Source organism: Methylosinus sp. Sm6, assembly GCF_019802345.1.
GTDB lineage: Bacteria > Pseudomonadota > Alphaproteobacteria > Rhizobiales > Beijerinckiaceae > Methylosinus.
Genome location: NZ_JAINDZ010000009.1, coordinates 118944 through 145795, shown reverse-complemented (window position 1 = coordinate 145795; position 26852 = coordinate 118944). Strand labels below are relative to the sequence as shown.

The 26852-nt window shown below is 67.2% G+C and carries 31 protein-coding genes; 19 read left to right on the top strand and 12 right to left on the bottom strand.

What is annotated here, in order from left to right; translation table 11 throughout:
- Positions 1–199 precede the first annotated feature (199 nt).
- The 3 genes from ubiG (at position 200) to K3F48_RS08625 (ending at position 5304) form a co-directional block, all read left to right on the top strand.
- Positions 200–973 carry a bifunctional 2-polyprenyl-6-hydroxyphenol methylase/3-demethylubiquinol 3-O-methyltransferase UbiG gene (ubiG, locus tag K3F48_RS08635; RefSeq protein WP_222575015.1) on the top strand — a complete coding sequence of 258 codons (774 nt, stop codon included), beginning with the start codon at positions 200–202 and terminating at the stop codon, positions 971–973.
- A 292-nt stretch (positions 974–1265) separates the two neighbouring features.
- Positions 1266–3575, top strand: coding sequence for a TonB-dependent receptor (locus K3F48_RS08630; RefSeq protein WP_255608726.1), 2310 nt, complete (start codon positions 1266–1268; stop codon positions 3573–3575).
- 238 nt (positions 3576–3813) lie between these two features.
- Positions 3814–5304, top strand: coding sequence for a methyltransferase domain-containing protein (locus K3F48_RS08625; protein WP_222575014.1), 1491 nt, complete (start codon positions 3814–3816; stop codon positions 5302–5304).
- Positions 5305–5509: 205 nt separating this feature from the next.
- Here the strand turns inward: K3F48_RS08625 and K3F48_RS08620 are convergent, their stop codons facing one another.
- The 3 genes from K3F48_RS08620 to K3F48_RS08610 all read right to left on the bottom strand — a co-directional run bounded on the left by K3F48_RS08620 (position 5510) and on the right by K3F48_RS08610 (position 7904).
- Positions 5510–6274 carry a DUF2076 domain-containing protein gene (locus K3F48_RS08620; protein WP_222575013.1) on the bottom strand — a complete coding sequence of 255 codons (765 nt, stop codon included), beginning with the start codon at positions 6272–6274 and terminating at the stop codon, positions 5510–5512.
- A 97-nt stretch (positions 6275–6371) separates the two neighbouring features.
- The gene (locus K3F48_RS08615) at positions 6372–7178 is read right to left on the bottom strand and encodes a cyclase family protein (RefSeq protein WP_222575012.1); all 807 of its coding nucleotides are present in this window, start codon (positions 7176–7178) and stop codon (positions 6372–6374) included.
- Between the two features lie 99 nt (positions 7179–7277).
- Positions 7278–7904 (bottom strand): aquaporin, encoded by a 627-nt coding sequence (locus K3F48_RS08610; RefSeq protein ID WP_370631381.1) that lies wholly within the window; start codon positions 7902–7904, stop codon positions 7278–7280.
- A 119-nt stretch (positions 7905–8023) separates the two neighbouring features.
- Here K3F48_RS08610 and K3F48_RS08605 point away from each other — a divergent pair, with 119 nt between their 5' ends.
- Positions 8024–9193: an amidase gene (locus K3F48_RS08605; RefSeq protein WP_222575011.1), complete on the top strand. Its 1170-nt coding sequence runs from the start codon at positions 8024–8026 to the stop codon at positions 9191–9193.
- 21 nt (positions 9194–9214) lie between these two features.
- On the opposite strand, the gene K3F48_RS08600 is transcribed toward K3F48_RS08605, so the two are convergent.
- Positions 9215–9568: a helix-turn-helix domain-containing protein gene (locus K3F48_RS08600; protein WP_222575010.1), complete on the bottom strand. Its 354-nt coding sequence runs from the start codon at positions 9566–9568 to the stop codon at positions 9215–9217.
- Between the two features lie 129 nt (positions 9569–9697).
- On the opposite strand from K3F48_RS08600, the gene K3F48_RS08595 reads away from it, so the two are divergent.
- Entirely contained in the window at positions 9698–10108 is a 411-nt protein-coding gene (locus K3F48_RS08595) for an MAPEG family protein (RefSeq protein ID WP_222575009.1), read from the top strand.
- An 84-nt stretch (positions 10109–10192) separates the two neighbouring features.
- Here the strand turns inward: K3F48_RS08595 and K3F48_RS08590 are convergent, their stop codons facing one another.
- From K3F48_RS08590 to xseA, 5 genes are all read right to left on the bottom strand, one after another.
- Positions 10193–10648: a low molecular weight phosphatase family protein gene (locus K3F48_RS08590; protein ID WP_222575008.1), complete on the bottom strand. Its 456-nt coding sequence runs from the start codon at positions 10646–10648 to the stop codon at positions 10193–10195.
- Between the two features lie 4 nt (positions 10649–10652).
- Entirely contained in the window at positions 10653–11171 is a 519-nt protein-coding gene (locus K3F48_RS08585) for a UPF0262 family protein (RefSeq protein WP_222575007.1), read from the bottom strand.
- Entirely contained in the window at positions 11128–12429 is a 1302-nt protein-coding gene (gene hisD, locus K3F48_RS08580; RefSeq protein ID WP_222575006.1) for a histidinol dehydrogenase, read from the bottom strand. Before hisD ends, K3F48_RS08585 begins: the two co-directional genes overlap by 44 nt.
- Before the next feature lie 28 nt (positions 12430–12457).
- Positions 12458–12937: a DUF2948 family protein gene (locus K3F48_RS08575; protein ID WP_222575005.1), complete on the bottom strand. Its 480-nt coding sequence runs from the start codon at positions 12935–12937 to the stop codon at positions 12458–12460.
- 101 nt (positions 12938–13038) lie between these two features.
- The gene (gene xseA / locus K3F48_RS08570) at positions 13039–14625 is read right to left on the bottom strand and encodes an exodeoxyribonuclease VII large subunit (protein WP_222575004.1); all 1587 of its coding nucleotides are present in this window, start codon (positions 14623–14625) and stop codon (positions 13039–13041) included.
- Positions 14626–14745: 120 nt separating this feature from the next.
- On the opposite strand from xseA, the gene K3F48_RS08565 reads away from it, so the two are divergent.
- Both K3F48_RS08565 and K3F48_RS08560 read left to right on the top strand, forming a co-directional pair.
- Positions 14746–15015 carry a type II toxin-antitoxin system Phd/YefM family antitoxin gene (locus tag K3F48_RS08565; protein WP_222575003.1) on the top strand — a complete coding sequence of 90 codons (270 nt, stop codon included), beginning with the start codon at positions 14746–14748 and terminating at the stop codon, positions 15013–15015.
- Between the two features lie 9 nt (positions 15016–15024).
- Complete coding sequence (locus K3F48_RS08560; protein WP_222575002.1) at positions 15025–15453, top strand: growth inhibitor PemK; 429 nt, start codon at positions 15025–15027, stop codon at positions 15451–15453.
- A 65-nt stretch (positions 15454–15518) separates the two neighbouring features.
- Here K3F48_RS08560 and K3F48_RS08555 read toward each other — a convergent pair whose 3' ends face one another.
- Positions 15519–16370: an outer membrane protein gene (locus tag K3F48_RS08555; RefSeq protein ID WP_222575001.1), complete on the bottom strand. Its 852-nt coding sequence runs from the start codon at positions 16368–16370 to the stop codon at positions 15519–15521.
- Between the two features lie 223 nt (positions 16371–16593).
- On the opposite strand from K3F48_RS08555, the gene K3F48_RS08550 reads away from it, so the two are divergent.
- From K3F48_RS08550 to K3F48_RS08535, 4 genes are read left to right on the top strand one after another with little or no spacing between them, the layout of a single operon-like run.
- A complete protein-coding gene (locus K3F48_RS08550) occupies positions 16594–17175 on the top strand; it encodes a YqaA family protein (protein WP_222575000.1) in 582 nt (193 codons plus the stop codon).
- Positions 17172–17693 carry a disulfide bond formation protein B gene (locus tag K3F48_RS08545; RefSeq protein WP_222574999.1) on the top strand — a complete coding sequence of 174 codons (522 nt, stop codon included), beginning with the start codon at positions 17172–17174 and terminating at the stop codon, positions 17691–17693. The genes K3F48_RS08550 and K3F48_RS08545 overlap by 4 nt, the downstream gene beginning before the upstream one ends.
- Entirely contained in the window at positions 17683–17955 is a 273-nt protein-coding gene (locus K3F48_RS08540) for a type II toxin-antitoxin system RelE/ParE family toxin (protein WP_222574998.1), read from the top strand. The genes K3F48_RS08545 and K3F48_RS08540 overlap by 11 nt, the downstream gene beginning before the upstream one ends.
- A complete protein-coding gene (locus K3F48_RS08535; protein ID WP_222574997.1) occupies positions 17930–18244 on the top strand; it encodes a HigA family addiction module antitoxin in 315 nt (104 codons plus the stop codon). Before K3F48_RS08540 ends, K3F48_RS08535 begins: the two co-directional genes overlap by 26 nt.
- A gap of 7 nt (positions 18245–18251) precedes the next feature.
- Here the strand turns inward: K3F48_RS08535 and rlmN are convergent, their stop codons facing one another.
- On the bottom strand, positions 18252–19436 hold the full coding sequence (rlmN, locus tag K3F48_RS08530) for a 23S rRNA (adenine(2503)-C(2))-methyltransferase RlmN (RefSeq protein WP_255608713.1): 1185 nt from the start codon (positions 19434–19436) through the stop codon (positions 18252–18254).
- A 196-nt stretch (positions 19437–19632) separates the two neighbouring features.
- Here rlmN and K3F48_RS08525 point away from each other — a divergent pair, with 196 nt between their 5' ends.
- Positions 19633–19902 (top strand): protease inhibitor I42 family protein, encoded by a 270-nt coding sequence (locus K3F48_RS08525; RefSeq protein WP_222574996.1) that lies wholly within the window; start codon positions 19633–19635, stop codon positions 19900–19902.
- A 147-nt stretch (positions 19903–20049) separates the two neighbouring features.
- Here the strand turns inward: K3F48_RS08525 and K3F48_RS08520 are convergent, their stop codons facing one another.
- Complete coding sequence (locus K3F48_RS08520; RefSeq protein WP_222574995.1) at positions 20050–20910, bottom strand: methyltransferase domain-containing protein; 861 nt, start codon at positions 20908–20910, stop codon at positions 20050–20052.
- Positions 20911–21114: 204 nt separating this feature from the next.
- Between K3F48_RS08520 and K3F48_RS08515 the strand changes: the two genes are divergently transcribed.
- From K3F48_RS08515 to K3F48_RS08485, 7 genes are all read left to right on the top strand, one after another.
- The gene (locus tag K3F48_RS08515; protein WP_222574994.1) at positions 21115–21678 is read left to right on the top strand and encodes a L,D-transpeptidase; all 564 of its coding nucleotides are present in this window, start codon (positions 21115–21117) and stop codon (positions 21676–21678) included.
- A gap of 350 nt (positions 21679–22028) precedes the next feature.
- Positions 22029–22532 (top strand): YbjN domain-containing protein, encoded by a 504-nt coding sequence (locus tag K3F48_RS08510; protein WP_222574993.1) that lies wholly within the window; start codon positions 22029–22031, stop codon positions 22530–22532.
- Positions 22533–22537: 5 nt separating this feature from the next.
- Entirely contained in the window at positions 22538–23353 is an 816-nt protein-coding gene (gene proC / locus K3F48_RS08505; protein ID WP_222575024.1) for a pyrroline-5-carboxylate reductase, read from the top strand.
- A gap of 110 nt (positions 23354–23463) precedes the next feature.
- Positions 23464–24270, top strand: coding sequence for a TetR/AcrR family transcriptional regulator (locus K3F48_RS08500; RefSeq protein WP_222574992.1), 807 nt, complete (start codon positions 23464–23466; stop codon positions 24268–24270).
- Positions 24271–24410: 140 nt separating this feature from the next.
- A complete protein-coding gene (locus tag K3F48_RS08495) occupies positions 24411–24959 on the top strand; it encodes a CDP-alcohol phosphatidyltransferase family protein (protein WP_222574991.1) in 549 nt (182 codons plus the stop codon).
- Position 24960: 1 nt separating this feature from the next.
- Positions 24961–26121, top strand: coding sequence for an AI-2E family transporter (locus K3F48_RS08490; RefSeq protein ID WP_222574990.1), 1161 nt, complete (start codon positions 24961–24963; stop codon positions 26119–26121).
- Complete coding sequence (locus K3F48_RS08485; RefSeq protein WP_370631380.1) at positions 26118–26819, top strand: DnaA ATPase domain-containing protein; 702 nt, start codon at positions 26118–26120, stop codon at positions 26817–26819. The genes K3F48_RS08490 and K3F48_RS08485 overlap by 4 nt, the downstream gene beginning before the upstream one ends.
- Positions 26820–26852 lie beyond the last annotated feature (33 nt).

Sequence of the window (26852 nt, the reverse complement as noted above, 5' to 3'; positions counted from 1 at the left end):
CCCAATCAAAGTTTCCCCCCCGTTGCCGTCCTCCGACACGCCCGCTTCGCGGGCTCCTCAGGACGAGGGTGATGGGGTTGTTGTCCTTCACCCGATTCCCTGGCGAACGGTTGAATGCCGGACAGGGCGCTACACCGTCCCCTCGAAAGGGGAGGGTGGGGCGGAGATCCCCGTCGACAGATCGAAAAAAGAGGTTCGTGTGCCGCAAGACAAGTCCCGTCCCCATTCCGCGAGCGTCGATCCCGCCGACGTCGCCCGTTTCGACCGGCTCGGCGAGCTGTGGTGGGACGCCTCGGGCAAAATGGGGATTTTGCACGAGATCAATCCGATCCGCGTCGACTACATCTGCGACCACGCCTGCCGGCGCCTGCCGCTCGGCGGCGAGCGGCGCGACCGTCATGGCGCGCAGCCGCTCGAGGGGCTGCGCATCGTCGATATCGGCTGCGGCGGCGGCATTCTGACCGAGGCGCTGGCCGAGCTCGGCGCGCAAATGACCGGGATCGACCCCGCTCCCAATAATATCGCGGTGGCGAGCCGCCATGCCGAGCGCTCCGGCCTTTCTATCGACTACCGCAACACCACCGCCGAGGCGCTGGCCGCCGACGGCGCGCGCTTCGACATTGTCGTCGCGATGGAAGTGCTGGAGCATGTCGAGGGGCAGAAGGATTTCGTCGCGACGCTCGGCCGCATGGTCGAGCCCGGCGGGCTGCTGTTCCTCGCCACCATCGACCGCACGTTGAAGAGCTACGCACTCGCGATCGTCGGGGCCGAATATGTGCTCGGCTGGGTGCCGCGCGGCACGCATGACCACGATAAATTCGTGCGGCCGGACGAGCTGTCCGCCTGGCTGCGCCGCGCCGGCCTGCGCGAGATCGACCGCTCCGGCATGAGCTTCCAGCCGTTGACGCGCAGCTGGCGACGCAGCCGCGACACCGATGTCAACTATATGATGGCGGCCGCCAAGGACGCGTAGCGGTCTGCGTAAACGCGAATGAAGAAGCGAGCGTGAAGGCCCGCGGTCCAGGGGCGGGCTTGGACCGTGAGCCTTCAGGCTCGCTCTTTACTCCTCAGGGCCTCTGGATAGAGCATGAATTTTCGGCGTATTGCCGAGAACTATGCGCATTTGCGCAAATTTGTAGCTTTGCCGATCGCTCGGCGCATAGATATATGTATTATGTCTACATAACGTAAGCCCGCATCGAGGCGCTCGGCGCCGGGCGGGAACGTCCCGGGGCAGGATTATGACAAACGCGTCGACCGCTCGCATGATGCTTCGCCGATTTTCGTTCTGCGGCGCGTCGTTTCTCGCTATCGCCGAGGTCGTCGGCGCCGCCTCGGCGCAGACGGCGCTCCCGACGATCGATGTCGGAAGCGTCGCGCAAGCGGCCCGGCGCGGCGCCGACTCGGCCGCGCCGGGCTCGATCATCGGCGCGCCGAGCACGCCGTCGACGGATTATACTGTCGACCGGCAAGGAATGAATATGACGTCGCTCGGCGGCGTCAATCCGATCCGGGCGATCGCCAATCTGCCGGGCGTCGACGCCCCGGCGATCGACCCTTACGGAATGGCCAATCTGCCGGGCGGCAACAAGGGCGTGCGCATCCGCGGCGAATTGGTGGGCGGCGGCAATTCGCTGGGCACGGTCGAAGGGCTTCCGCTCTCCGGCATCAATCCCGGCCCCGGCGTGAACTGGCTGGTCGACAATGAGAATTTGTCGAAGATCATGCTGCGCCAGGGCCCGGTTTCGTCCGATGTGAATTCCTATTTCACCGTCGGCGGCGTCATCGAGAGCCGCTTGCGCTGGCCCGAGAAGAAGATGGGCGGCGAAATCTCTCAGAGCGTGGGCTCGTTCGGCTTTCTCCGCACCTTCGCGCGCGTCGACAGCGGCGAGATTCTCGACGGGACGACCAAGCTGTTCGTGTCCGGAACCTGGTCGGATGCGGAGAAATGGCGGGGCGAGGGCAAGAGCCCGCAAGGCAAGTCGGGTTTCGCCATCGGCGTCGAGACCAAGCCAGTCGAAAATTTCGAGGCCAAGGTCTTCGCCGCAAAGACCAGCTTCGACGAGCATAATTATCGCGGCCTCAGCTATCAGCAGGCGAGCGATCTCGGCCGCTACCGCAGCTTCGACTTCAACACCACTCCGGGCCTGCTCAAATCCGATCAAGTCGCCTGGTACGGCTATAATCTCCAGCATTTCGATCTGTGGACGACATTCGCCGAATTCACGCTGCGCTTGAACGAGGACACGCGCTTCGTCGTGAAGCCCTATTACTTTTACGAGAACGGCTATTATCTCGACGGCACGCAGAACGGCAAGATTCGCCGTTGGGTCATCGACCACGACTTTTGGGGCGTGACCAGCGAGCTGCAGACGCGTTTCGTCGAGACCGACGTGAAGCTCGGCCACTGGTTCGGCCAGCACAATCTCCCCGGTCCTCCGACCGCCTGGCAGACCTATGATCCCACCGCTTCCGGCGGCCTGATCAATTCCGGCTGGTCGATTCTCGCGCAGCAGACGCACCCCAACACCTATAATTCCGTTTATGGCCTGGCGTCGCGCAGCTTCGGTCCGCTCTTCGTGGAGGCGGGCGCGCGCTATGTGTGGCAGACGCTCGCCGGAATCGACGAGCACGCCGTGACGCCCGGAATGGGCGACGTCTCCTATGACACGGCTCTGGCGCTCTCGCCGGGCGTCCTGACCAATCGCAGCGTGCAGCCGTTCACGGTCGGAAATTTTCTTCCCTATGGCGCGCTGTCCTATCAGCTGACCGACGACATTCTCCTCCATGCCAGCGCGAGCGTCGGCTATGGGCGACTGAGCTATGATCTGTGGCCGGCCTATCAGCAGAACGCCGCGACCTTTCTGTCCAAGGGCCTGACCGCCGACGCCATGTGGCGGCAGCTGCGTCCGGAAACCGCGGAGATGGTCGATTTCGGCCTGCGCTGGTCCTTCGCCGGCGCCTATGGCTCCGGCTATATCGAGCCGATCGGCTTCTACAGCCGCAACCATCACAAGCTCGTGCCCTATGATCCGGGGATCGGCGTCTCTTACGGCCAGAATGTCGGCGAGAGCGAAGGTCTCGGCGCGCAGCTGATGGCGCATTTCCCGCCGCAGGAGGCGATCGATCTGTTCGCCTCGGTCGGCTATCAGACGCTCGTCTTCGTCGAGGACCTGCCGGCGCTGCCGGGCGCTTCCGCCGCCACGCTCGCGTCGCTGAAGGTCGCCGGCAAGCAAGTGCCCGACGTGCCTTATTGGATCGCCTCTGTCGGCGCGAATTGGCGCATCGGCCAATTCACCTTGACGCCCATCGTCCATGTGGTCGGCGACCGGATGGGCGATACGACCGGCCGGCAGCCGATTCCGGGCTATGGCCTGCTCGATCTCGCGGTCAAATATGAGCATGCGCTGGAATGGGGACAGACGCTCGAAGCCGGAATCACTGTCGCCAATCTGTTCGATCAGCGTTACATCGGACAGATCAGCAATGATTACTTTCAGCAGTTCTCGAGCTCTGGGATCTATTTTCCGGGCGCGCCCCGGACCGTCGTCGGCAAGGTCGGAATCAGATTCTAGAGCATTATCCGATTCTAGAGCATTATCCGATCCGAAGGGATCGGATAATCTTTAGTTTGAGCGAATTCTGATCGATCGAACGATTCCCTTCGATCGGAAAGCGCTCTAAATCCGCGCCAGTCGGGTTCTTTTCGCGATTGCCGAGGCAGGGCGCGATGCGCCCGGCCGTTTTTTTGGCAAGTCCGGCGTCAGCTTGCCGAGCAAAATCATTTCCGAATCATTTCTGGAGCATTGCCCGATGACGCTGCATGTTTCGTCGCCATTCCCGCCGGTCGCCGCCCTCGAGCAGTGGCGCGCGCGCTATCCGAAATTCGGAGCGGCGCTCGATCGCGGCGGGTCGCCGCCCTCGGCGCTGCGCTATCTGGGGCTTTCCCTCTGGCAGGACGGGGCCGTGCCGGAGGCCGTCGAGGCGCTGGAAGCGGCCGCCGGCCTCGCGCCCGACGATGCGGCCCTGCTCGCCGATCTCGGCGCGCTGCGGTCCTTCTCCGGGCGCAAGGCCGACGCCTTGAACGCCTTCATCGCGTCGCTGGAGCGCGATCCGTCCCGCATTCAGGTCTGGCTCGGCGTCGCCGGTCTCTGCAATGAGATCGGCGACAAGGACGCCGCCGAGAACGCCTATGTCGCGGCGCTCGAGCTCGAGCCCGCGTCGGTCGATGCCTGCACGGGGCTCGGTTTGATCTATATCGAGCGTGGGCGCTTCGAGGACGCCGTGCGCCTGCTCAGCGGAGCCGTCGCGCGTGGGGTCGAGAGCGGCGCGGTGCACGCCTGCCTCGGCCAGTCGCTTTATCTTATCGGCCGTTTCGCCGAGGCGCGAACGGCGCTGGCGGTGGCCGCGCAGGCCTTTCCGGGCGAGGTCACGATCATCCGCAGATACGCCGGCGCGGCTTTCGCCGCCGCCGCGATCGAGTCCACGGTCGAAGCGGCGATCGACGCCTATCGTGCGGCGGCGGGTGCTTACGCCGAGGACACGCTCGCCGCCTGCCGTTCCGCCTTTCAGGCGCTTTGCGGCTTTGGCCATGGCGAGGCGGCGCTGCGGCTCGGCGAGGCCATTCTCGCCATGGTTCCGGATGATCCGATCATCCCCTTCCATCTGGACGCGCTGCGCGGACGCGCGCATGAGCGCGCTTCGCGGGGATATGTCGCCGCCTGCTTCGATCGCTATGCGGAGAATTTCGACCGCCACCTCGTCGAAATTCTGCATTATCGCCTTCCGGAGACGCTGAGAACGCTGCTCGAGGCCGCCGGCCGCCGCTTTCCGCGCATCCTCGACCTCGGCTGCGGCACCGGCCTTTCCGCCGCGGGACTCGCGACGGTAGGCGATGAGCTCGTCGGAGTCGATCTTTCCGCCCGCATGCTCGAGAAGGCGAAGGCGCGAAATCTCTACGCCCGGCTCGTCGAGGACGACGCCATCGCCTTTCTCGACGCCAATGGAGCGCCTTTCGATCTGATCGTGGCGCTCGAAATGATCATCTATCTCGGCGATCTCTCGGCGTTGTTCGCGGGCGCCGCGCGCAATCTTCGGCCCGGCGGCCTGTTCGCGTTCAGCTTCGAAGCCGGAGCCGGGCGCGCCCACGCGCTCTCGCCCTGCGGGCGCTTCGTCCATAATCCGACCTATGTCGAAGGGCTGTGGAGCGGGAACTTCGATTGCCTCTTCGCGCAGCAGACGACGATCCGGCTCGAGGCGAACCGGCCCGTCGCGGGCCGGCTGGTCCTGCTGCGGAAAAAGTGACGAGAGAGGCGCCGTCTTTGCGCGCGCAGTAGCGTCCGGGGACGAAGGCGACGGCGTTCGCGGCCGCCTCCCCCGCCTTCTGGCGCAAGGCGCGCATCGCCTTTGCCGGCAAGGCGAAGCTCTTGCCCTCGATCGCGTCTCGACGCTTGCGTCTCGTCCTGACGCCCATAGGGGCGAGGCGGCGCGTTTCAGCGCCGCCCGTTTCTCATACGTCGAAGCCGCCGTCGCCGCCGTCGTCCTGGAAGCCGCCGTCGTCATAATCGGCGTTCTGAACGTCGGGACCGTCGGAGGCCGGGCCGCCATAGCCGGCGTCGCGCTGGTCGAAGCCGCCGGCCTGGTCGCCATAGTAGTTGTTGATGACGGTCTCGCCGCCGCCGCCGAGCCCGGCGTGGTCGAAGCCCTGGCCGATGCCGAGGCCGCCGCCCGCGCCGCCGCCATGAAACAGGCCGCGAATCGAATCGGCGAGCAGCACGCCGCCGGCGACGCCGGCCGCCGTGCCCAGGGCGCCCTTCAAGAAGCCGCCGCCGCCCGCCGCCGCCTGCTGCGGGGCGAAGCCGCCCTGCTGCGGATAGCCCGGAGGCTGGGCGTAAGCGGGGCCGCCGGCGGGGGCCGCGCCCCAGGGGCCGCCCTGCGGATTGGCGGGCTGACCATAGCCTGGAGGCAGGGTCGGCCGCTGCGGGGGAGGCGCCTGGCGCTGGCCGAACAGGCTGCCGAGAAAGCCGCCCGAGGCCGGCTCCGGTTGGCTCTCCAGCTGATGAACTCGGCCTTCCAGCTCCTGCAGCCGCTGATTGGCGGCCTGCAGCGCCTGATCCTGAACGAGCACAGTCTGCGCGAGCAGATATGACGCCGCAGGCTGCGATTTCATCTGCTCGGCGATGAAGCTCTCCGCCTCCTGATCGCGCGGGGCGGCGGCTGCGCCTCGCGTGCGCTCGAACAGACCGGCGAGCAGTTGGCGTTCTTCGGGTGACATTTGTCTCTCCCAATTGGAACCGACGCTTCGAGGGCGCGGCGCCAGCAATATGGGAGCGCGAGCCGGGTCTGCCAAGGCCTCGGCCCGGTCAAGAGGATCAGCGCGGCGCTATGGCGATGATGCGCGCCGGGCCGCCGGTGCCGTTGGCGATCTTCATCGGCAAGGCGAAGACGATCGCGCCCGTCGGCGGCAGCTCGTCGAGACGGGCCAGATTCTCGAGCCCGCTCACATCGGCCGCCGCGACGATGCGATGCACGGGGAAATCGCGCGAGGGGCCATAATCGACGCTCGCCGTGTCGAGGCCGATCATGCGCACATGGCGCTCATGCGCCAGCAGCGCGGCCGCCTCGGCGCCGAAGCCCGGAAAATGCAGATGACTGGCGTCGCCGGGCGCATCGTCGCCGAGATAGGCCTTGCGGTCGCCCCAGCGCGCGCTCCAGCCGGTGCGCAGCAGGACGATCGCGCCTTCCGCGATTCGCCCATGAGCGGCCTCGAAGGCCGTGACATCCTCCAGCTGCAGCCGATAGTCGCGATCGGCTGCGGCCTTGGCCGAAATATCGATCACCACCGCCGGGCCGACGAAGCGCTCGACCGGAATTTCGGCGCTGGTCCAATGTCCTTGCGCGAAATGACGTGGCGCGTCGAGATGGGTGCCGCCATGCTCGGGCGAGCAGAAGCTGTTGGCCGCATAGAAGAAGCCGCCTTTGGTGAGGCCGTTGAACAAAGGCTTCAGCTCGAAGCCGGACGGCGAGGTCGGCCAATAGATCGTCCGCTCGTCGAAAGGGTGGGTGAGGTCGACGATAATGGATTTCGAGAGATCGACGCTCTGGCCCGAGGCCGGAGCGTCGATGGTCGACGAGACGAGCGCAGCCAGAAGCAAGCTGCGGAGCGGGCGGCGCGCCATTCGATCGAGCTCCCTGAACGAAGAGTCGATCCTGCCATGCTCGAAGGCCCCGGCTCAATCGGGTCGAGGCCTGAGGCCTTCGAGTCGCGGCGGGAGCCGTCAGAGGCTGCGCCAGCGGAACAGCAGTCCGGCCGTCACTCCGCCGAGCAGGGGCGCGGCGAAGAACAGCCATAGCTGCTGCAGCGCCTTGCCCCCGACGAACACCGCCGGGCCGAGCGAGCGCGCCGGATTGACGGAGGCGCCGGTCACGCGAATGAGCGCGATATGGATGACGACGAGAAACAGGAATGTGCCGACGAATTCCGCAAGAAAGGCCGAGGCCGTCGAAATATTGCTCCAGCCGTTCTGGCCGAGGCCCGCGACGGCGACGTCATATCCGCCGTCGCGCCCGTTCGATATGGCGTAGAGAATAGCCGCGCCGACGATCGCGCCGAGGCATTGCGCGATGATATAGCCGATCAGATTGAGGGTCGAGAGCCGGCCGGCGGACCAGACGCCGATCGAGACGGCCGGATTGATGTGGCAGCCGGACACCGGGCCGACGCCATAGGCGATGGCGGTGACGGTCAAGGCGAACGCAAAGGCGATGGGCAGCACGGCGAGCGGCCCGACGCCTTGCGTCGAGTTCGGCGCGCCGCCGAGATCGCCCAGCGTCGCCGCGCCGCATCCGAGCAAGACAAGAGCGCCCGTGCCGATGGCTTCGGCGGCATATTTCTTCATTGTCATTTCGACATCTATCGTTCGGAAAAATCGGATCTACGATTTTCAAGAGCAGGACCGTCGTCTAAAATTGCCATTGCCGATGAACCGGAAATGAATGTTCCGCGCCGCCAGAGGGATATGCGATGTCCGGCCCTTCCTCCGCTCTGACGCGGGCGCTCGATGTTTCGCGTTCCGCTCGGGGGGCGCTCTCGGGCGAGCGCTTCGTCGTCAAGGAGAATATCGACGTCGCCGGCTGCGTCTCGACCAATGGCAATCCGCGATGGGCCGAAACGCATGAGGCGGCGGCGCAGGACGCGCCGGCCGTCGATCGGCTGCTCGCCGCCGGCGCGCGGCTCGTCGGCAAGGCGCAGATGGACGAGATGGCCTATAGCCTGCTCGGCGCCAATGTCCATTACGGAACGCCGGTCAATCCGGCCGCGCCCGATCGGCATCCGGGCGGCTCGTCCTCGGGCTCGGCCGTCGCCGTCGCCGCCGGCCTCGCCGATTTCGCGCTCGGCACGGATACCGCCGGCTCCTGCCGCGCGCCGGCCTCCTTCTGCGGCGTCTATGGCTTTCGGCCTTCGCATGGCGCGGTGTCGCCCGATGGCGTGATCCCGCTCGCCCAATCGCTCGACACGATCGGCTGGTTTGCGCGCGACGTCGAGACGCTGGCGCGCGTCGGCGAGATTCTGCTGCCCGAGGATGTTTCCGTCGGAACATTCGAGCGCGCCGTGGCCCTCGAGGAAGCCTTCGCGCAGAGCGACGAGGAGGCGAAGGCGGCGGCGAGGCCCGCGCGCGCGGCGCTGGCGCGCATGTTCGCGGTCGACGAAGCGACGCTCGGCGAAGACTTCTGGTCGCAAGCACTGCGCCATTTTCGCAATCTGCAGGCCTTCGAGGCGTGGAGCGCGCAAGGCCCTTGGATCGAGCGCGAGGCGCCGCGCTTCGGGCCGGGGATCGCGGAGCGCTTCGCCTATGCGGCGCAAGTGACGGCGGGCGAAAAGGCCGAGGCCGACGCCTTTCGCCGCGCGGCGCGCGCGCGAGTGGATGCGATCTTGCCGGGGAACACGCTGCTCGTCGTCCCGACCACGCCCTTCGTCTCGCCGCGGCTCGACGAGAGCGAGGCGGAGCTCGACGCCAAGCGCTATCGGATGTTCCGCACTTTCCTGTTCGCCAGCTTCTTCGGCCTGCCGCAGATCAGCGTTCCGCCGCCGCGCGCGCCCGGCGCCCCGCCGCTCGGCGTCTCGCTGATCGGCCCGCGCTGGTCGGACCGGCGGTTGATCGAGGCGGCGAGCCTTCTCGCCGCATCTCTGTGAAAGGCGAGCCGGGAGGCGCGCTCATTTGGCTTCGCCGCCGCGTTTTTCCGCGCCGAGCACATGCTCGACGCCCCAGTCGAACAGCAGCGCCAGAACCGGCTGGAGCGAGCGCCCGCGGTCGGTGAGGCTATATTCGACGCGCGGCGGCACCTCGGGATAGACGCGCCGCGAGATCATTCCGTCACGCTCGAGATCGCGCAATTGCTGCGTCAGCGTGCGCTGTGTGATCTTCGTCAATAATCGCTGCAGCTCGCTGAAGCGCTTCGTTCCGCCCGACAGGCGATAGAGAATGGACGGCTTCCATTTGCCGCCGATGATGTCCATCGCGCCTTCGATCGGACATTCGTCATATTGCTCGTGCCGCTGCTTGCGCATGGAAGACGGTATCCAATGATGCCCTATCGACATGATACGTCAGTATCTGCGATATTTCTGCGTACTTCACGTCGGGAAAGCGTCTCGCTAGCTTGCGCGCATCATTCGCGAACAAGGAGCGCCATTGCGATGACCAACGCCCTCACTCCCGAGCTCTATTGGACCGTGCTGACCGCCGGCGTCGCCTCGATCCTGTGGATTCCCTATATTCTGCAACGCATCCGCGAGCTCGGACCGATCGAGGCCTTTCGCGATCCGCTGCATGAGGTTCCGACCAAGGCGCCCTGGGCGCTGCGCGCCAAGAACGCGCATCTCAACATGGTCGAGAATCTGCTCGTCTTCGCGGTGCTCGCCGTCACGATCCAGATCGTCGGGGGCGGCACGGCGGCGACGGCGATCGCGGCGCCTTTGTTCTTCGCGACGCGCGCGGCGCATTACGTCATCTATTCGCTCGGCCTTCCCTGGATCAGGACGCCGATGTTCCTCATCGGCTTCGGCTGCCAAATCACGCTTTTGCTCGCGATTCTCTCGCGCGCGTGAAGCGCGCCGTCATCACGAGCGCGGCGAGGCTCGCCCACGGCTGTGGATCGCTTCGCCGCGCTCGCAACGACGAAGAGGAGCCTGTCAATCCGAGCCGTGCTCGACCGACAGCAGCGCCAGAATGCGCTTCGACAGCGAATCGCGCACGGCGCGATAGGCGTCGAGGATCGTCTCGCGCGAGCCCGTCGCCGCCGTCGCGTCGAGCGTCGGCCAATAGACGACGTCGATCGCCATGGTGCGCGTGAACTCCAAAGCCTTGTGATGGGATTCCGGCGACAAGGTCACGATCAGATCGAAATTGCTGTCTTCGAGATCCTCGAACGTGTGCGGCTTGTGGCGCGTGATGTCGATGCCGAGCTCGTCCATCGCCGCGACGGCGAAAGGATCGGGCTCGCCGCGCTTCAAGCCGGCGGAGGCGAAATAGATCTCGCGGCCGAAATAATGGCGCGCCAGCGCCTCGGCCATGGGCGAGCGCACGGCGTTCTGCGTGCAGGCGAACAGCACGGCGCCGGGCCGCGTTCGATCGCCTTCGCTCGGCATGGCCTCAGCCCTTCCAATGCAGGGCGGTGATCAGAGTGAAGAGACGGCGCGCCGTATCGGCGTCGCAGCGGATCTTGCCCTTCAGCCGCTCGGCGAGCAGCGCGGCGCCTTCATTGTGCAGGCCGCGGCGGCCCATGTCGATCGCCTCGATGCGGCTCGGCGTCGCCGTGCGGATCGCGGCGTAATAGGTCTCGCAGACGAGGAAATAGTCCTTGAGCAGCCGCTTGAACGGCGTCAGCGACAATATATGCGTGACGACATTGGCGCCCGATTCGTCGCGCACGTCGAAGACGAGCTTGGCGTCGTGCAGAGCGATCAGCAGCGCATAAGGGCCGCCGTCATGGCCCTCGAGCGCGAAGCTGTTGTCCTCGATCAGGTCGTATATGGCGATGGCGCGCTCATGCTCCTGATCCGCGGTGCCGCGCCCGATCGATTGTTCGTCGAGCGTCACCGAGATCAGCCGCCGTCGCGCGCCCACCTCACGCTCCGCGCTGATCGAGACGGACGGCGACAGATCGGGCATGGGCCTGCAGACGTTCGGCGTCGCCGAGCGCGACGGCCGCGGGGCCGATCTCGCGAATGGAGGACGCGTCGCATTTGAGGATCGAGGTGCGCTTGACGAAGTCGAGCACGCTCAATCCGGAGGAGAAGCGCGCCGAGCGCGCGGTCGGCAGCACGTGATTGGAGCCGCCGACATAATCGCCGATCGCCTCGGGCGTATAGGCGCCGATGAAGATGGCCCCGGCGTTGCGCACTTTCGCCGCCAGATCTTCGGCGTTCTCGGAGATGATCTCGAGATGCTCGGCCGCGATGCGGTCGGCGAGCGGGATCGAGTCGGCGAGCGATTTCGTCACGATGATCGCGCCGAACTCGCGCCAGGATCGCGTGGCGATTTCGCGTCGCGAAAGCGTCTCCAGCTGGCGCTCCACCGCGGCCGCCGTGGCGTCGGCGAAAGCCGCGTCGTCGGTGATGAGAATGGACTGCGCCGATTCGTCATGCTCGGCCTGGGCGAGCAGGTCGATCGCCACCCAGTCGGGATTGGCGGTCTTGTCCGCGAGCACCAGGATTTCCGAAGGGCCGGCGATCATGTCGATGCCGACGAGGCCGAACACGCGGCGCTTGGCCGCGGCCACCCAGGCGTTGCCGGGGCCGACGATCTTGGCGACGGGGCGGATGGTCTTGGTGCCATAGGCGAGCGCGGCGACCGCCTGCGCGCCGCCGACGCGATAGACCTCGTCGACGCCGGCGCGCTTGGCGGCGGCCAGCACCAGCGGGTCGATCACCCCATGCGGGGCGGGGACCACCATCACCAGCCGCTCGACGCCGGCGACCTTGGCCGGCACGGCGTTCATCAGCACGGAGGAGGGATAGGAGGCAGTTCCGCCCGGAACATAGAGCCCGACCGATTCGAGCGCGCTCCAGCGCCAGCCGAGCTCGACCCCGGCCGCGTCCGTAAAGCGCAGGTCCTGCGGCCGCTGGCGCTCGTGGAAAGCGGCGATGCGCTCATGGGCGAGGTCGAGCGCGGCCAGCGTCTCCTTCGGCACGCGCGCCTCGGCGGCGTCGATCTCGGCCTTGGTCAGCGCGATGCCGGTCTCGGCGAGATCGATATGGTCGAACTTCTTCGAGAGGTCGATCAGCGCCTCGTCGCCGCGCGCGGCCACATCCGCGATGATGTCGCGGACGGTGTCGTCGACGTCCTGGGAGGCCTCGCGCTTCGTCGAGAGGAGGGCTTTGAAGCTCTCCTCGAAATCCGCCGCCGCGGCGTCCAATCGCCAAGTCATGTCCATCTCCAACCGGAATCCCCGGTTGTCATGACCTCGCCTCGCCGTTTTCGTCAAGCTCATGCGAGGGGCAGGCGGCCACCCGCCAGCGCGGCCCGAGGTCGGAGAGGCGCGCCTCGACGCATTCCACCTCGAGCGAGATGGCCGCCCCGCCGGCGAAAATCAGCGAGACGACGCCCCCCGGCGGCTCTTCGGAGGGCTCGAAGGTCACGGCGAGCAATTCGAGAATGGCGTCGGGATTGTCGCGGGCGACGCGCCTGTGCTGCACGCGCCGCACGCCCTCGAAATGCACGCCAGAGCGGCAGCGCTCACGTTTCCCATTCGCCTCGGCCGGCCAGTCGAAGCGCGAGCCGACGAAAACGAAGCGGCGTTTTTCGGGCAGGAATGCGAGATCGCCGACCCGCACGAGAGAATCCTGGAGGAGGGCGGAGAGGCAGGACAAGTCCTCGGCGTCCATGGCCTGGAGCTTCAATCCGGCGGGTCGGGGCGGAGAGCGGCGCGAAAACATGGGCAGTGCCTCCTTTCCGCGCATATGGCGAGCGCCCTCCGGCCCCGCAACCGCCGCGTCCGCGCGCCGTCGCGCTGGGCGAGAAAAAATGTTTCGTGGTTTCAAAACAGTGTTCCTTGTCCGCCGCCGGTCTTGTCCTTCCCGCGCTTGTGCCGCGGGGAGGACGGCGGCTCCGGCGGGGCGTCGCCCTCGGCGCGGGCGGGCACGGAGCCGTCCGCGAATTGAATGGTCATCGCCATGCCCGGCGCCACATCGCGCGTGTGGCGCAGCACTGTTCCCCGCTCGTCGCGCACCAGCGCGAAGCCGCGCGTCAGCACGCTCTCATAGCCGAGCGTCCTGCGCAGCTGATCGAGCCGGTCGAGCCGCGCTTGGCCGACGGCGATGATGCGGAAATAGGCCGAGCGCAGCCGCTGCTCGGCATGGTCCAAGCGCCGCCTTGCGCCATCGGCCTCGCGCCGGGCCAGCGCCAGGCGCGCGAAAAGGCCCTGGCGCAGGCGCGCGTGGAGGCCTTTCAGCCGCTCGGAGGCGCGGGCCAGCTCCGCCTGCGGCGAATGGCGGGCGAGCACATGGGATAGATGCGAGAGCCGCAGGCGGCGGGCGTCGAGCGCTCGGCGCAGCGCGGCGCGCAGCCGCTCGCCGGCGCGGTCGCTGCGCTGGAACGGATGCATCAGCAATTGCGGGCCGGCCGGCAGCACGCGCTGCAGCGAGACGAGATGGCGGCGGTTCGAGTCGAGCAGCCGGCGCTCGGCCCCGGAAAGGCGGCGGGCGAGGACCGCCGTCTGCTCGATCAGCTCGGCGCGCACCGGCACGCATTTTTCCGCCGCGCCGGTCGGCGTCGGGGCGCGCAGATCGGCGACGAAATCGATCAGCGTCGTGTCGGTCTCATGGCCGATCGCCGAGACCAGCGGAATGGCGCTCGCCGCCGCCGCGCGCACGACGATCTCCTCGTTGAAGCCGAAGAGGTCCTCGAGCGAGCCGCCGCCGCGCGCGACGATCAGCACATCCGGCCGCGGGATCGGCCCGTCGGGCGGCAGCGCGTTGAACCCCTCGATGGCGGCGGCCACCTCCGCCGCGCAGCTCTCGCCTTGCACGCGCACGGGCCACAGGATGACGCGGCGGGGGAAGCGGTCGAGCAGGCGGTGCAGAATGTCGCGGATCACGGCGCCGGTCGGCGAGGTGACGACGCCGACGACGGCAGGCAGAAAGGGCAGGGGCTTTTTGCGCTCGGCGTCGAACAGGCCCTCGGCGGCGAGGCGCTTGCGGCGCTCGTCGAGCAGCGCCATCAGCGCGCCGGCGCCGGCCGGCTCCAGCGTGTCGATGACGATCTGATAGGAGGATTTTCCGGGAAAGGTGGTGATCTTGCCGGTGGCGACGACTTCCAGCCCCTCCTGGGGCTTCACCCGCAGGCGCAGGAAGGTCGTCTTCCAGATGACGGCGTCGAGCCTCGCGTTCTGATCCTTGAGGCAGAAATAGACATGGCCCGAGGAATGCGGCCCCCGGTAATTGGTGATCTCGCCGCGCACGCGCACATGGCCGAAGCGATCCTCGACCGTGCGTTTCAGCGCATTGGCGAGCTCGGAGACGGACAGTTCCGGGACATTGCTCGCGGGCGCAGGGGCGCCGCCGATCGGCAGGGAGGGATCGTCGGTCGCGGTCTCGTCGGCGGGCTTGGTGGGGCGTTTGGCCATGGCCGAGATATGGCGGATTTTGTGACGCGGCGCGAGGGGGGCGAACGTCGCGTGAAGCGCGCAAATTGCGTATTTCACGCAAGTCGCTTATATTTCGCGGCGAGAGAGAGGTTCGCAGCTATGGCCGAAGCCGTCCCCGCTTCCGAATTCACTCGTAATTTCGGACGTTACCGGATGCTGGCGCAGCGCGAAGCGGTCGCTGTGTCCAGTCATGGCCAGATCACCGGCTATTTCGTGAGGCCCGACGAATATGAGGCGTTCATGCGCTTCAAGGCGCAGCGTCGCGTCTTCGCGACTGCCGAACTGTCCGACGAAAAGGCCGAGGCGATCGCCGCCGCGCGCATGGACGAGCGGCACGATCATTTGAACGCCCTGCTCGATCCGAAGTGACGCGACCCGATGCCGATCCCGACCCCCGAGCCGGGTCTCGTGATCTCCTATTCCTATCTCTGGCGCGATGAGCACGACGCGGGCCTCGAGGAAGGGAGCAAAGACCGCCCCTGCGTGATCGTGCTCGCCGTCGAGCGCGCGCCCGACGGGGCGTTTCTCGTCACCGTCCTGCCGATTACGCATAGCGAGCCTCGCGAGCCCCACAGCGCGGTCGAGATTCCGCTGGCGGTGAAGCGTCATCTCGGTCTCGACGACTCGCGCTCGTGGATCGTCGTCAGCGAAGGAAACGAGTTTCTATGGCCGGGCTACGACCTGCGCAAACGCCCGCGCACGGACCGTTATGACTACGGCTTTCTGCCGCCGAGATTGTTCGATCGGGTCAGGGACGCCTTCGGCGAATGGCGTCGGAAACGACGGACCGAAACGACGCCGCGCTGAAAAAAGAAATCGGCGCGGGCTCTTTCGAGCCGCGCGCCGAAGGCGTCGGGGGCGGTTCGTCCCGGTCAGTATTTGCGGATCAGCGGGCCGGGCGGCGGCGCCATCATCGGCGCGAGGCTCGGGCCGCCGAGCGCGTAGCGGAAGCCGAGGCGGATGTCGTGCGAGGCGAGGTCGAAGGACTGGCGCTCGCCCGCGCAGTTCGACGGGCAGCCGATCACATTCGAGGTGATCCGTCCCATGTCGAGATAGCGATAGCCGACCTCGACCTTCAGATTCTGCGTGACGTTATAGCCGAGGCCGGCCATCGCCGCCCAGGCGAAATTGGTCTGGGTGCGGTTGGCGGCGGAGCCGAAGCCGCCGGTCTCGGGGCCGACGTCGGTCTCGTTCTGAAGGAAGTTCACCGCGAAGCCGACGCCGCCGCCGACAAAGGGCGTGATCCCGTACCAAGTGCCGAGATCGACATAGCCATTGGCCAGGAACACGGCGGCGCGGTGCTGCGCATTGTAGAGATCGTGGCAGCGGCTGCCGATGTCGCCGCAGAGATTGTTCCACAGATTGGTGTAGCTCTGCGTGGCGCGATAGTTCGACGCGGTGCGATATTCGCCGGTGATGTCGGCGCGCAGCCAGCTGTTGAACTGATAGCCGACGCCGGCGCCGACGAAGGCGCTGTCGCCGATCGAATAGGATTCGAACAGCGGGGAGGGGACGACCTTGGTCGGATCGAAGGTCGAGCGGAGATTGGAGACCTGATTGATGCCGACGCCGCCGTCGCCGCGCAGATACCATCCGCCGTAATCGGCCGCCGGCGGCGGCGCGGCGACCATCGGCGCCGGCGGAAGCAGGTCGGCGGCGGCTGCGCCCGAATTTGCGCCGATGACGAGCGCGGCCGCTGTGAAAAGGGCCCTCGATCTGCCCATGACGTCTTCCCTTCACAGAATGGGGCCGCGACGCGGCCCTCGGCGCAACGCCGAGTGACGAGAAAAATGCGGGAAAACGCTTAAAGCGGGGTTAACCTTACCATATTTCGCGTAGTTCAGTCCCGTAGACGGCGGAGGGGCGTGGGGCGTCTGCGGCCGAGCCTCGCTTCGGCGCGCCCGAAATGCTATGGCGGTGCGCCCTCTGCTCCCGACACGGTGGAAAATGTTCAAGAAGCTCTACGCCTGGACCATGTCGCTCGCCGCCAGCAAGCACGCGCCGGTCGCGCTCGGCGCCATCGCCTTTGCGGAGAGCTCCTTCTTCCCCGTGCCGCCCGATGTGATCCTGGTGCCGATGTCGCTCGCCGAGCCCAAGCTCTCCTGGCGCTATGCGTTGATCTGCACGATCGGCTCGGTCGCGGGCGGGGCGCTCGGCTATGCGATCGGCGCCCTGTTCTACGATACCATCGGCCATTGGCTCATCGAGCTCTATGGCTATGGCGCCAAGATGGACGCGCTGCGCGCCTTCTATGCGCAATGGGGCGCATTGTTCATTCTGGTGAAGGGCCTGACGCCCATTCCCTATAAGCTCGTCACCATCGTCTCCGGCCTGCTCGACTATAATTTCGGCCTGTTCATCGCGCTGTCGCTCGTGACGCGAGGCGCCCGCTTCTTCATTCTGGCGGCGGCGATCAATCACTTCGGCGATTGGATCCGGGTGAGGCTCGAGGCGCATTTCGGCCTGTTCATGACCGCTCTCGCGAGCATTGTCGTGATCGGCTTCGTCGTCACGGCCAAGCTGCTGTGAGCGCGCTCCGCGACACTTGGCGCAAGGCGACGCCGACCGGCCTCGCGCTCCTGCTCCTCGCCGCCGCCGCCGCGACCATCGGCGGCGCCTGGATTTTCGAGGCGCTCGGCCATGCGCCCTGCGAATTATGCCTGAAGCAGCGCATTCCCTATTATGCGGCGATTCCGCTCGCAGCGCTCACCGCCTTCGCGGCGCAGCGCGGCGCGGCGCGTCTCGCCCGCTTCGGCTTCATCCTCGTCGCCCTGCTGTTCATCGCCGGCGCGGCGCTCGCCTTTTATCACTCGGGGGTCGAGCTGAAGATATTCGCCGGCCCGACGGAATGCACCGGCGCGCTGAAGAAGGCGCATTCCTTCGACGATTTCCGCGGCCAGCTCGAAAAGATGAAGGTCCCGCGCTGCGACGCCCCGACCCTGTTCGTGCTGGGCCTCACGCTCAGCAATTGGAACGTGCTGATCTCGGCCGCGCTCGCCGCCGCGGCGGTCGCGGGATGGCGCAGATCGCGCGTCCGTGGCGATTGATCCTTGTAACGAATTGATCTGGTCCGGCCGTCGCAGCCGCAGGCTGCCGCCCGACATTCAAGTCGTGGCGCTGCGGAAGCTACGCCTGCTCAATCAAGCCCGTGTGCTGAACGATTTGCGTGTCCCGCCCGGCAATCGGCTCGAACCCCTCAAAGGCGATCGCGCCGGGCAGCATTCGGTCCGTATCGACGATCAATGGCGCATTTGCTTCGTCTGGATGGAGGGAGGACCATCGAGTGTCGAAATCGTCGACTATCACTGATGAACTTTTGCCAAACCCGACGCCCGGAGAAATCCTGTCGGAGGAATTTCTCGCGCCCATGGAGCTCAGCCAGAACGCGCTCGCGCGCGCCATCCGTGTGCCGCCGCGTCGGATCAATGAGATCGTTCTCGGTCGACGGGCGATCACTGCGGATACCGACCTGCGGCTCGCGCGCTATTTCGGCGTCTCGGAAGGCTTCTTCCTCGGCCTGCAGGCCGACCATGACCTCATGCAGCGGCGGCGAGAGATCGGCGCCGAGCTCGCGGCGATCGAGCCGCGCGCCGCCTGACGCCCCTCTACTCCACCGCCAGCCGCGCCCTCGCGCGCAGCTTCTCGGTCTCGCTCTTCAGCTGGCCGCAGGCGGCGAGAATGTCGCGGCCGCGCGGCGTGCGCACAGGGCTCGCATAGCCGGCGTTGAACACGATGTCGGAGAAGCGCTCGATCGTCTCCCAATCCGAGCACTCGTAAGGCGCGCCCGGCCAGGGATTGAACGGGATGAGATTGATCTTGGCGGGAATGCCTTTGAGCAGCCGCACCAGCTCGCGCGCCTCGGCGGGGCTGTCGTTCACGCCTTTCAGCATCACATATTCGAAAGTGATGCGGCGGGCGTTGGAGGCGCCGGGATAATCACGGCAGGCCTCGAGCAATTGCCGGATCGGATATTTCTTGTTGAGAGGCACCAGCTCGTTGCGCAAATCGTCGCGCACGGCGTGCAGCGAGATGGCGAGCATCGGCCCGCATTCGGCGCCCAATCGCTCGATCTGCGGCACGACGCCGGAGGTGGAGACGGTGATGCGGCGCTTCGACAGCGACAGCCCGTCGCCGTCCGACATGACCTCGATCGCCGCCTCGACCTGCTCCAAATTATAGAGCGGCTCGCCCATGCCCATGAACACGATATTGGAGACGGCGCGCACGTCCGCGCCCGAGGGCACGAGCCCGTCGGTCGGCGGCTCGAGGCCGGGGAAGTCGCCGAGCCGCATGCGGGCGACGAGCAGTTGGGCGACGATCTCGCGCGTCGAAAGGTTGCGCACGAGCTTCTGCGTGCCCGTGTGGCAGAAGCTGCAATTGAGCGTGCAGCCGACCTGGCTCGAGACGCAGAGCGTGCCGCGGTCGCTCTCGGGAATATAGACGCATTCGATCTCCGCGCCCTTGTCGGCGGCGTCGACGGGGTCGAGCCGCAGCAGCCATTTGCGCGTGCCGTCGGTCGAGACCTGCTCGGCGACGACCTCGGGAAGCGCCAGCGTGAAGCGCTCGGCGAGCTTGCCGCGCACGATCTTCGAGACATTGGACATGTCGGCGAAGTCGCGTGCGCCGCGGAAATAGATCCAATGCCAGAGCTGCGCGACGCGCATGCGGATCTCGCGCTCGGGCGTGTCGATGGCGCGCAGCGCCTCGGCCAGCTCGGCGCGCGTGGCGCCGGCGAGCGAGGGCTTGGCGAGCGAGGGCTCGGCGGAAAGTGTGGGGGCGGCGACGGTCATGCGCTGGATATAGCTCGTTTCGGCGCGAATAGCGTGTATAGAATGCGGCGCGGTGTCGCGCGGACGGGTCGAGAGGTTTCGGGTCGCGCCGATGCGCGGCAGTTTCGAGAGCGGCGTAACGAAGATGCGGCGGGCGCTTTCCGGGATCGCCTGTATTTATCTCGAATTGTCGGCGGCTTTCGCGCAAGAGCCATCGATGCGGGTGGATATCGGCGAGACGGTGATGGTCGAGCTCTGGGAGAGGCCGTCGACCGGACGCCGCTGGCGGATCGACCGCGAGGCCAGCGATCGTCTCGACATGGTCGAGATTCGCGATCTCGGTTTCGTGCCCCGGCGTCGCATTGGAGCGCCCGGCTCCCGCTTGTTTCGCATCGAGGCGGTGGGCGAAGGAACGGCTCGGATCATCTTCCTCCGTGAGGCGCCGACGCCGAGCCGACGCTTCACGCTCGTGCTCGAGACCTTGTAGTCTCGAGCATCTGGTGGTCTGCTTCGTCGAATTTGATGGGCTTCGAGAGTGAGCATGGAGGCTCGCAGTCCAGGGGCCGCGCTTGGACCGTGAGCCTTCAGGCTCGCCCTTTCCCCCCTGTCAAATCAGCTGAATCACGCCGCTAGTCTAGACCTCGCCGCTTGGCTTCAACGCATCGGCGAGCCGCATCTTGGCCGTGCCGGGCGCGAGCGGCTTCTGCTGGCTCTCGTGCGGCGCCCAGCCGGAGAGCCAGACGAGCTCGATCGTCGCGCGCACGCGCCCGTCGGCGTCGCTGAAGCGTTCCGCATAAATCTCGGCCGCGCGCAGCAGCACGGCGCGGCGCAGCGGCTTGCGCGAGCGCTCGAAAAGCGCGTTGGCGGCGCCCATGGCGCGCAGCTCGGCGCAGAGCGCGAACATTGAATCATAGCGCAGCGTGAAGCCGTCGACATCGGTGACCGGCAGCGCGAATCCGGCGCGCTGCAGCAGTCCGCCGAGATCGCGCAGATCGACGAAGGGCGAGACGCGCGGGCTCGCTCCGCCGCAAATCTCCTCCTCCGCCTGCAGGAGCGCCGCGCGCAGCTCGACGAGGCTCGCCCCGCCCGGAAAACAGGCCAGGAACAGGCCGTCGGGCGCGAGCATGCGGCGCACCTGGGCGAGCGCGCCGGGCAGATCATTGACCCATTGCAGGGCGAGGCCGGAGACGACGAGATCGAAAGACGAGGGAGCGAAGGGCAGAGCCTCCTCCTCGGCGACGACGTCGACGCCGGGCGCCGCCAGCGGCCCGGCGCGCAGCGGAGCGGCCCGTCCGCTCGCCGCGACCGCATGGGCGAAATCCGGCAGGGGCGAGCCGAGGTCCAGCGAGCGCGGAAAGTCGCGCCGGATCCCGGCGAGCCGGTCGGCGAGATCATCGGCCGCGCGCAGCATCAGAAACTCCGGCGCGGCTCCGACCAGCGCACGGGCGAGGCGCCGGCGCAGCAGCCGGCGATCGAAAATCTGCGGTGTCTCCATGGCCCGTCATGCCTCGAGCGGGCGCTCCCGCGCAAGGGGGCGGGGCGGTGGGCCCGACAGCTTGTGATTTGCCGCACTCGGTTAAGCAAATCTTAGTGTTAAACCATAACCGCAACTGTAGGATCACGCCTACGTAAGGGTGGCCGTGGCAACACTGCCGCTACATGTCGCACTCAGCGCCGACCCTGGAGAAGGTATGGAGCCATGTTGACCTCGTTCGTTCAGCGTTTTTCGTGTCTCGCGTGTGCAGCGACAGCGGCGCGCGCTTCCGTCGCCGGGGCCGCGCTGGCCGCCGGCCTCGTCGCGCTGCCCGGGACGGGCGCGGCGCGCAATGTCGTCGCCTACAATTCCGCCGTGGAGCCGGGCACGGTCGTCATCAGCGCGCGCCAGCGCAGCCTGTTCCTCGTCATGGGCGACGGCACGGCGATTCGGTATCCGGTCGCCGTGCCCAAGGCCGGCAAGGAGTGGTCCGGCTACGCTCACATCGACGGCAAGTTCGTCAACCCCGACTGGGTTCCGCCGACGGTCGTCAAGCAGGACCATCCCGAGCTGCCCAATTTCATCCGTGGCGGCTCGCCGCATAATCCGATGGGCGTGCGGGCGCTGACGCTCGACCGCAACCAGGTGGCCATCCACGGCACCACCAACAAGATGCGCGCGTCCGTCGGCACGGCCGCGTCCTATGGCTGCATCCGGATGCTCAACGAGGACGTCGTCGATCTCTATGAGCGCGTCGGCGTCGGCACGACTGTGGTGATGACGCCCTGAGCTCACCGCGCGGCGCAGCTTCACGCAAGCCGCGCGGGCGAGACTTGTCCCGTGATTTTTGCAGGGCGAAAAGCTTCAGCTTGTGGAAGGGGAGGCCGCGCCTGTAGACCGGCGCGGCCGAATCCAGCACTGTGCGGGAAATCACGCCGCGGTCCGTGGCATGCTTCGGTCGGTGCTGAAAATCGGCGGCGAATCAAGTGCGTGGAGTATAGTGACCAGGCCGGGCGATTCGTTTCGCCCGCCTGTGTCGAGACCAGCGCGAGCCTCGGCTCGCCTGCATGCGTCCAGCGTCGCCGTCCATAAAGCGTCCGTGCCGCGTCAGGACGACCCTCACATAGGTTTCGCTCATCATGTTGATCGCACCGGATAAAGACTTCGACCGCCCCCGGCATCCCGTCGACATCGTGGAGCAATTGGCGGCCAGCAACGACTGGTCGTTCGATCGCGACGACGAAGACGAGATCTCGATCTCGGTCGCGGGCGGGTGGACCGATTATCATGTGGCCTTCACCTGGCTCGGCGAGCTCGAAACTCTGCATGTCAGCTGCGCCTTCGACCTGCGCGTGCCGGAGCGCCGCCGCGCCGAGGCGCAGTCGCTGATCCGCAGCGTCAATGAGCAGCTCTGGGTCGGCCATTTCGACATGTGGCCGACCGAGGGCGTCGTGATGCATCGCCAGAGCCTGCTGCTCGCCGGCGGCGCGCAGCCCTCGGGCCTGCAATGCGCGGCGCTGCTCGATCGTGCGCTCGAGACCTGCGAGCGCTATTATCAGGCCTTCCAATTCGTGCTCTGGGCCGGCAAGAGCGCCAAGGAGGCGATGGACACGGCGACCTTCGAGACCAAGGGAGAGGCGTGAGCGATATGGTCGGTCTGCCCGGCTCGGTGACTCTGGTCGGAGCCGGAAAAATGGGGGCGGCGCTGCTCCATGGCTGGGCGGCGCAAGGTCTCTCGGGCGAGGGCGTCGCCATCATCGAGCCGCAGGCCTCGCAGGAGATCGCGGCGCTCGCGGCCGCGCGCGGCTTTCGGCTCAATCCGCCGATGCGCGCGCCTGCCGAGGCGCTGGTTCTCGCGATCAAGCCGCAGATGCTCGACGCGGTCGCGCCGGCCATAGCGGCCGACGCCGGACCCGACACGCTCGTGCTCTCCATTCTCGCCGGCAAGCGGGTCGCCGATCTCGCCGCCCGCCTGCCGAACGCGAAAATGATCGTGCGCGCCATGCCCAACACGCCGGCGGCGATCGGCCGCGGCGTTTCCGGCGCCTTCGTCGGCCCCTTTGTCGATGCGGGCCGGCGCGCGCTCGCGGCGGCGCTGCTCGCCGCGGCCGGCGAGGTGGAGTGGGTCGAGAGCGAGGCGCTGCTCGACGCGGTCACCGCCGTTTCCGGCTGCGGTCCGGCCTATGTGTTCTATTTCGTCGAATGCCTCACGCGCGCCGGGGTCGAAGCCGGCCTGCCCGACGACGTCGCGGCGCGGCTCGCGCGCGCGACCGTCGCCGGCGCCGGAGAACTGCTGCGCCGCAGCGCCGACGCCTCGCCCGCCACATTGCGCGAGAACGTCACCTCCCCCGGCGGCGCCACGGCGGCGGCCCTGGCGACGCTGATGGCGGCGGACGGCCTCGCGCCGATCGTGTCGCGCGCGGTGGCGGCGGCGCGGCGGCGGGCGGAGGAGCTGTCGGGCTGACGCGGCGCACAATTTTTGCCGCGATCCGCGCCGGCGCGCTTCCGGTTTGGAGAAAACGCTCTAGATTAACCACGCTGCATGTGGTCGCGAGCGAAGCTCAGGAGGCGGCGATGACGACGAACGACAAGACCAGCGACACGGGCGTCGAGAACAAGGCGGCGCCCAATGTCTCGACGCGCGACAAGATCGTCGAAGCGCTGATGCGGCTCGCCGGGCGGCGGGCCTTCGAGGACATAGCGATCGCCGACATCGCTCACGAGGCGGGCGTCTCGCTCGCCGATTTCCGTGATTGCTTCCCGTCGAAAGGAGCGGCGCTGTCGGCGTTTTCACGCAAGATCGACCGACAGGTGCTGGACGATTTCTCCGGCCGCTACGCTTCGGAGCCGGCCAAGGAGCGGCTCTATGACGTGCTGCTGCGGCGACTCGAGGCGCTGGAGCCCTATCGCAACGCGCTCGAGGCGATCTCGCAATGGGCGACGACCGATCCGCTGGCGGCGGCGGCGCTCAATCGCGAGACGGTCAATTCGATGCGCTTCATGCTCGAGGCGGCGGACATCGACAGCGAAGGCGCGCTCGGCGCCTTGAAGCTGCAAGGCCTCGCCATCGCCTGGTGGCGCGTGCTCGGCGTCTGGTTCGAGGACAATGACGTCGAGCTCTGCCGCACCAAGGCGGCGCTCGACCGCGAGCTGTCGCGCAGCGAGGCGGTCATCGAGCGGATCGAGGATGTGACGCGCCTCACCTCGCCTCTGCGCACCCTGGCCCGCGCCGTGTTCCGCGGCGTGACCGGCCGCCGGCGCCATGCGCGCCATCATGCGCGGGACCGCGACGAGGATTTCGAGGAGGATCATGAGGAGGCTCGGCGCCGCCACCACCACGCCGAGACGCGCCGCCATCATCAGGACGACGCGACGGCCTGAACGCGCCGCCTCTGGAAGGCGAGCCTGAAGGCTCGCGGTCCGAGGCGCGCCCGCTGACCGGGAGCCCTCCGGGAAAAAGGCGGCGGCCCCTGAGGGCCGCCCCTCATGACTTTGCCGGCGCGCATCCCAAATATGGGGACATGCGCTCCCTCTATTTCCGCTGGCTGCCCAATTTCATCACCATCGGCCGCTTTGTGCTCACCCCGGCGGCGATCGACATGATCGTCACCGAAAATTGGCCTGCCGCCTTCGCCGTCTTCGCCCTCGCCGGCGCTTCCGACGCGCTCGACGGCTGGCTGGCCAAGCGCTTCGACCTGCGCACCGAGCTCGGCGCGGTGCTGGATCCGCTCGCCGACAAGGCGCTCATCGTCTCCATTTACGCGACGCTCGCGCTGGTCGGCGCGCTTCCGGCCTGGATCGCCCTGCTGGTGATCTCGCGCGACGTGCTGATCATCGGCGCCGTGGCGGTGTCCTGGCTGTTGCAGCGGCGCATCGATCTTGCTCCTCTGCCCGTGTCCAAGGCGAACACGGCGGCGCAGCTCGCTCTCGCCGCGCTCGTGCTGGCGGGGAGGGCTTTCGCGCTTCCCCTCGACGGCGCCGTCGCTGCGCTCGCGGCCGCGGTCGCGGCATTGACCGCGCTTTCCGCCACCGTCTATCTGTGGAGATGGGTCAAGAACATGGGACCGTGAGATGACGGAGCGTCGAGCGCGCGGCGCGCGCGGCAAAACCGCAGGGCTGACGCTCGAGCGGCAGATCGCGCTGTGGGCGGCGGCGATCGTTCTGTTGATGCTGTTCGTTCATGTCGTGAGCGCGGTTCTCGCGCCTTTTGTCGCGGGCCTCGCCCTCGGCTATCTGCTCGATCCGGTCGCCGACCGGCTGCAGCGCGCCGGACTCTCGCGGCTCGGCGCATCGCTCTGCATCCTCTCGATCTTCCTCGTCATTCTGACGGCGGTCATCTTTTTCACGGCGCCCATATTGACCCGCCAGCTCTCCGATTTCGTCGTGAGCCTGCCGGGCTATCTGACCACCCTGCAGGGATTGCTCGCCCGCGTTTCGCGCGAGGCCACCGGCGATTTCGCCCGCAGCGTCTATGAGAAGCTCGGCCTGTCGACCACCGACGCGCCCTCCGACGTGCAGAAATATGTGAACGACATCACCGCCGAGGCCGCGCGAATGGCGGCCTCCTTTCTGCAATCGCTCGTCTCCCGCGGCGCGGCGCTCGTCAATGTGGCGTCGCTCGTCGTCATCACGCCCGTCGTGGCCTTTTACATCCTGCTCGACTGGGACGATATGGTCGCGACCTTGGATTCGCTGGTGCCGCCGCGCCATCGCGAGGAGGCGCGCGCCGTCGCCCGCGACATCGACAAAGCGCTCTCCGGCTTCGTGCGCGGTCAGGCGCTCGTGTGCCTCTTCCTCGGCCTCTGGTACAGCATCGGCCTGTCGCTGCTCGGGGTCAATTTCGGCTTTCTGATCGGCGTCTCGGCGGGGATATTGAGCTTCGTGCCCTATGTCGGATCGATCACCGCCTTCGTTCTTTCGATCGTCGTCGCGACCGTGCAAGGCTGGCCGGACTGGCGCCTGCCGGCCGAGGCGGTGGCGCTGGTCGGCGTCGGCCTGTTTCTCGACGGCAATGTTCTCTCGCCGCGGCTCGTCGGCGGCTCCATCGGCGTGCATCCGGTCTGGCTGATGTTCGCGCTGCTCGCCGCCGGATCGCTGTTCGGCTTCACCGGCATGCTGCTCGCGGCGCCGGCGGCGGCGGCGGTCGGCGTGGTCCTGCGCTTCCTGGTGCGCCGCTATCGCGCGAGCCGCTTTTTCCTCGGCGCCGACGAGCCGGCGCGAGCGGAGGGATGATGGCCGAGCCGGACGAGTTCGCGCGCCGCCGCGCCGGCCAGCTGCCGCTGGACCTCGCCGGCGCTCCGAGCTTCGACGACGAGGCGTTCCTCGTCTCGCCCTCGAACCGCGCCGCCTTCGAAATGATCGCAAAATGGCCGGACTGGCCGGATCCCGCTCTGCTTCTGGTCGGCCCGGCGGGGGCGGGCAAGAGCCATCTCAGCGCGATTTTTCAGCGGCGCAGCGGCGCTGTTTCCATCGATCCGGCGGCGATTGCGTCGCCTCTCCGCCTGGTCTCGGCGCCGCCGCGCGCCGCCATTCTCGATGGGCTCGACGCTGTCGAGGACGAGACGGCCTTGTTTCACCTGATGAACTGCCTACGTGAGAGCGGAGCGCGCCTGCTCCTCGCCGCGCGCCGGTCGCCCTCGGGCGAGAGTTTTGCGTTGCCGGACCTATTGTCGCGTTTACGTCGTGCGCCTGTCGTAGAGATCGGCGCGCCGGATGACGATCTGATTCGCGCCGTGCTCGAGAAGCTGTTTCGCGATCGTCAGCTCCAGGTCGATCCCGGCCTCGTCGACTATGTCGCCCTGCGGCTCGAGCGCTCGCTCGACGCAGCGCGCGCTTTCGTCCGCCTGCTCGACGAGGAGGCGCTGGCGCGGGGGCGCCGCGTCACGCGCGTTCTGGCGGGCGAGCTGCTCGAAGCGATGCAGTCGTCGTGACGCGGGCGAGAAATATGGCGAGGCCGAGCCGTC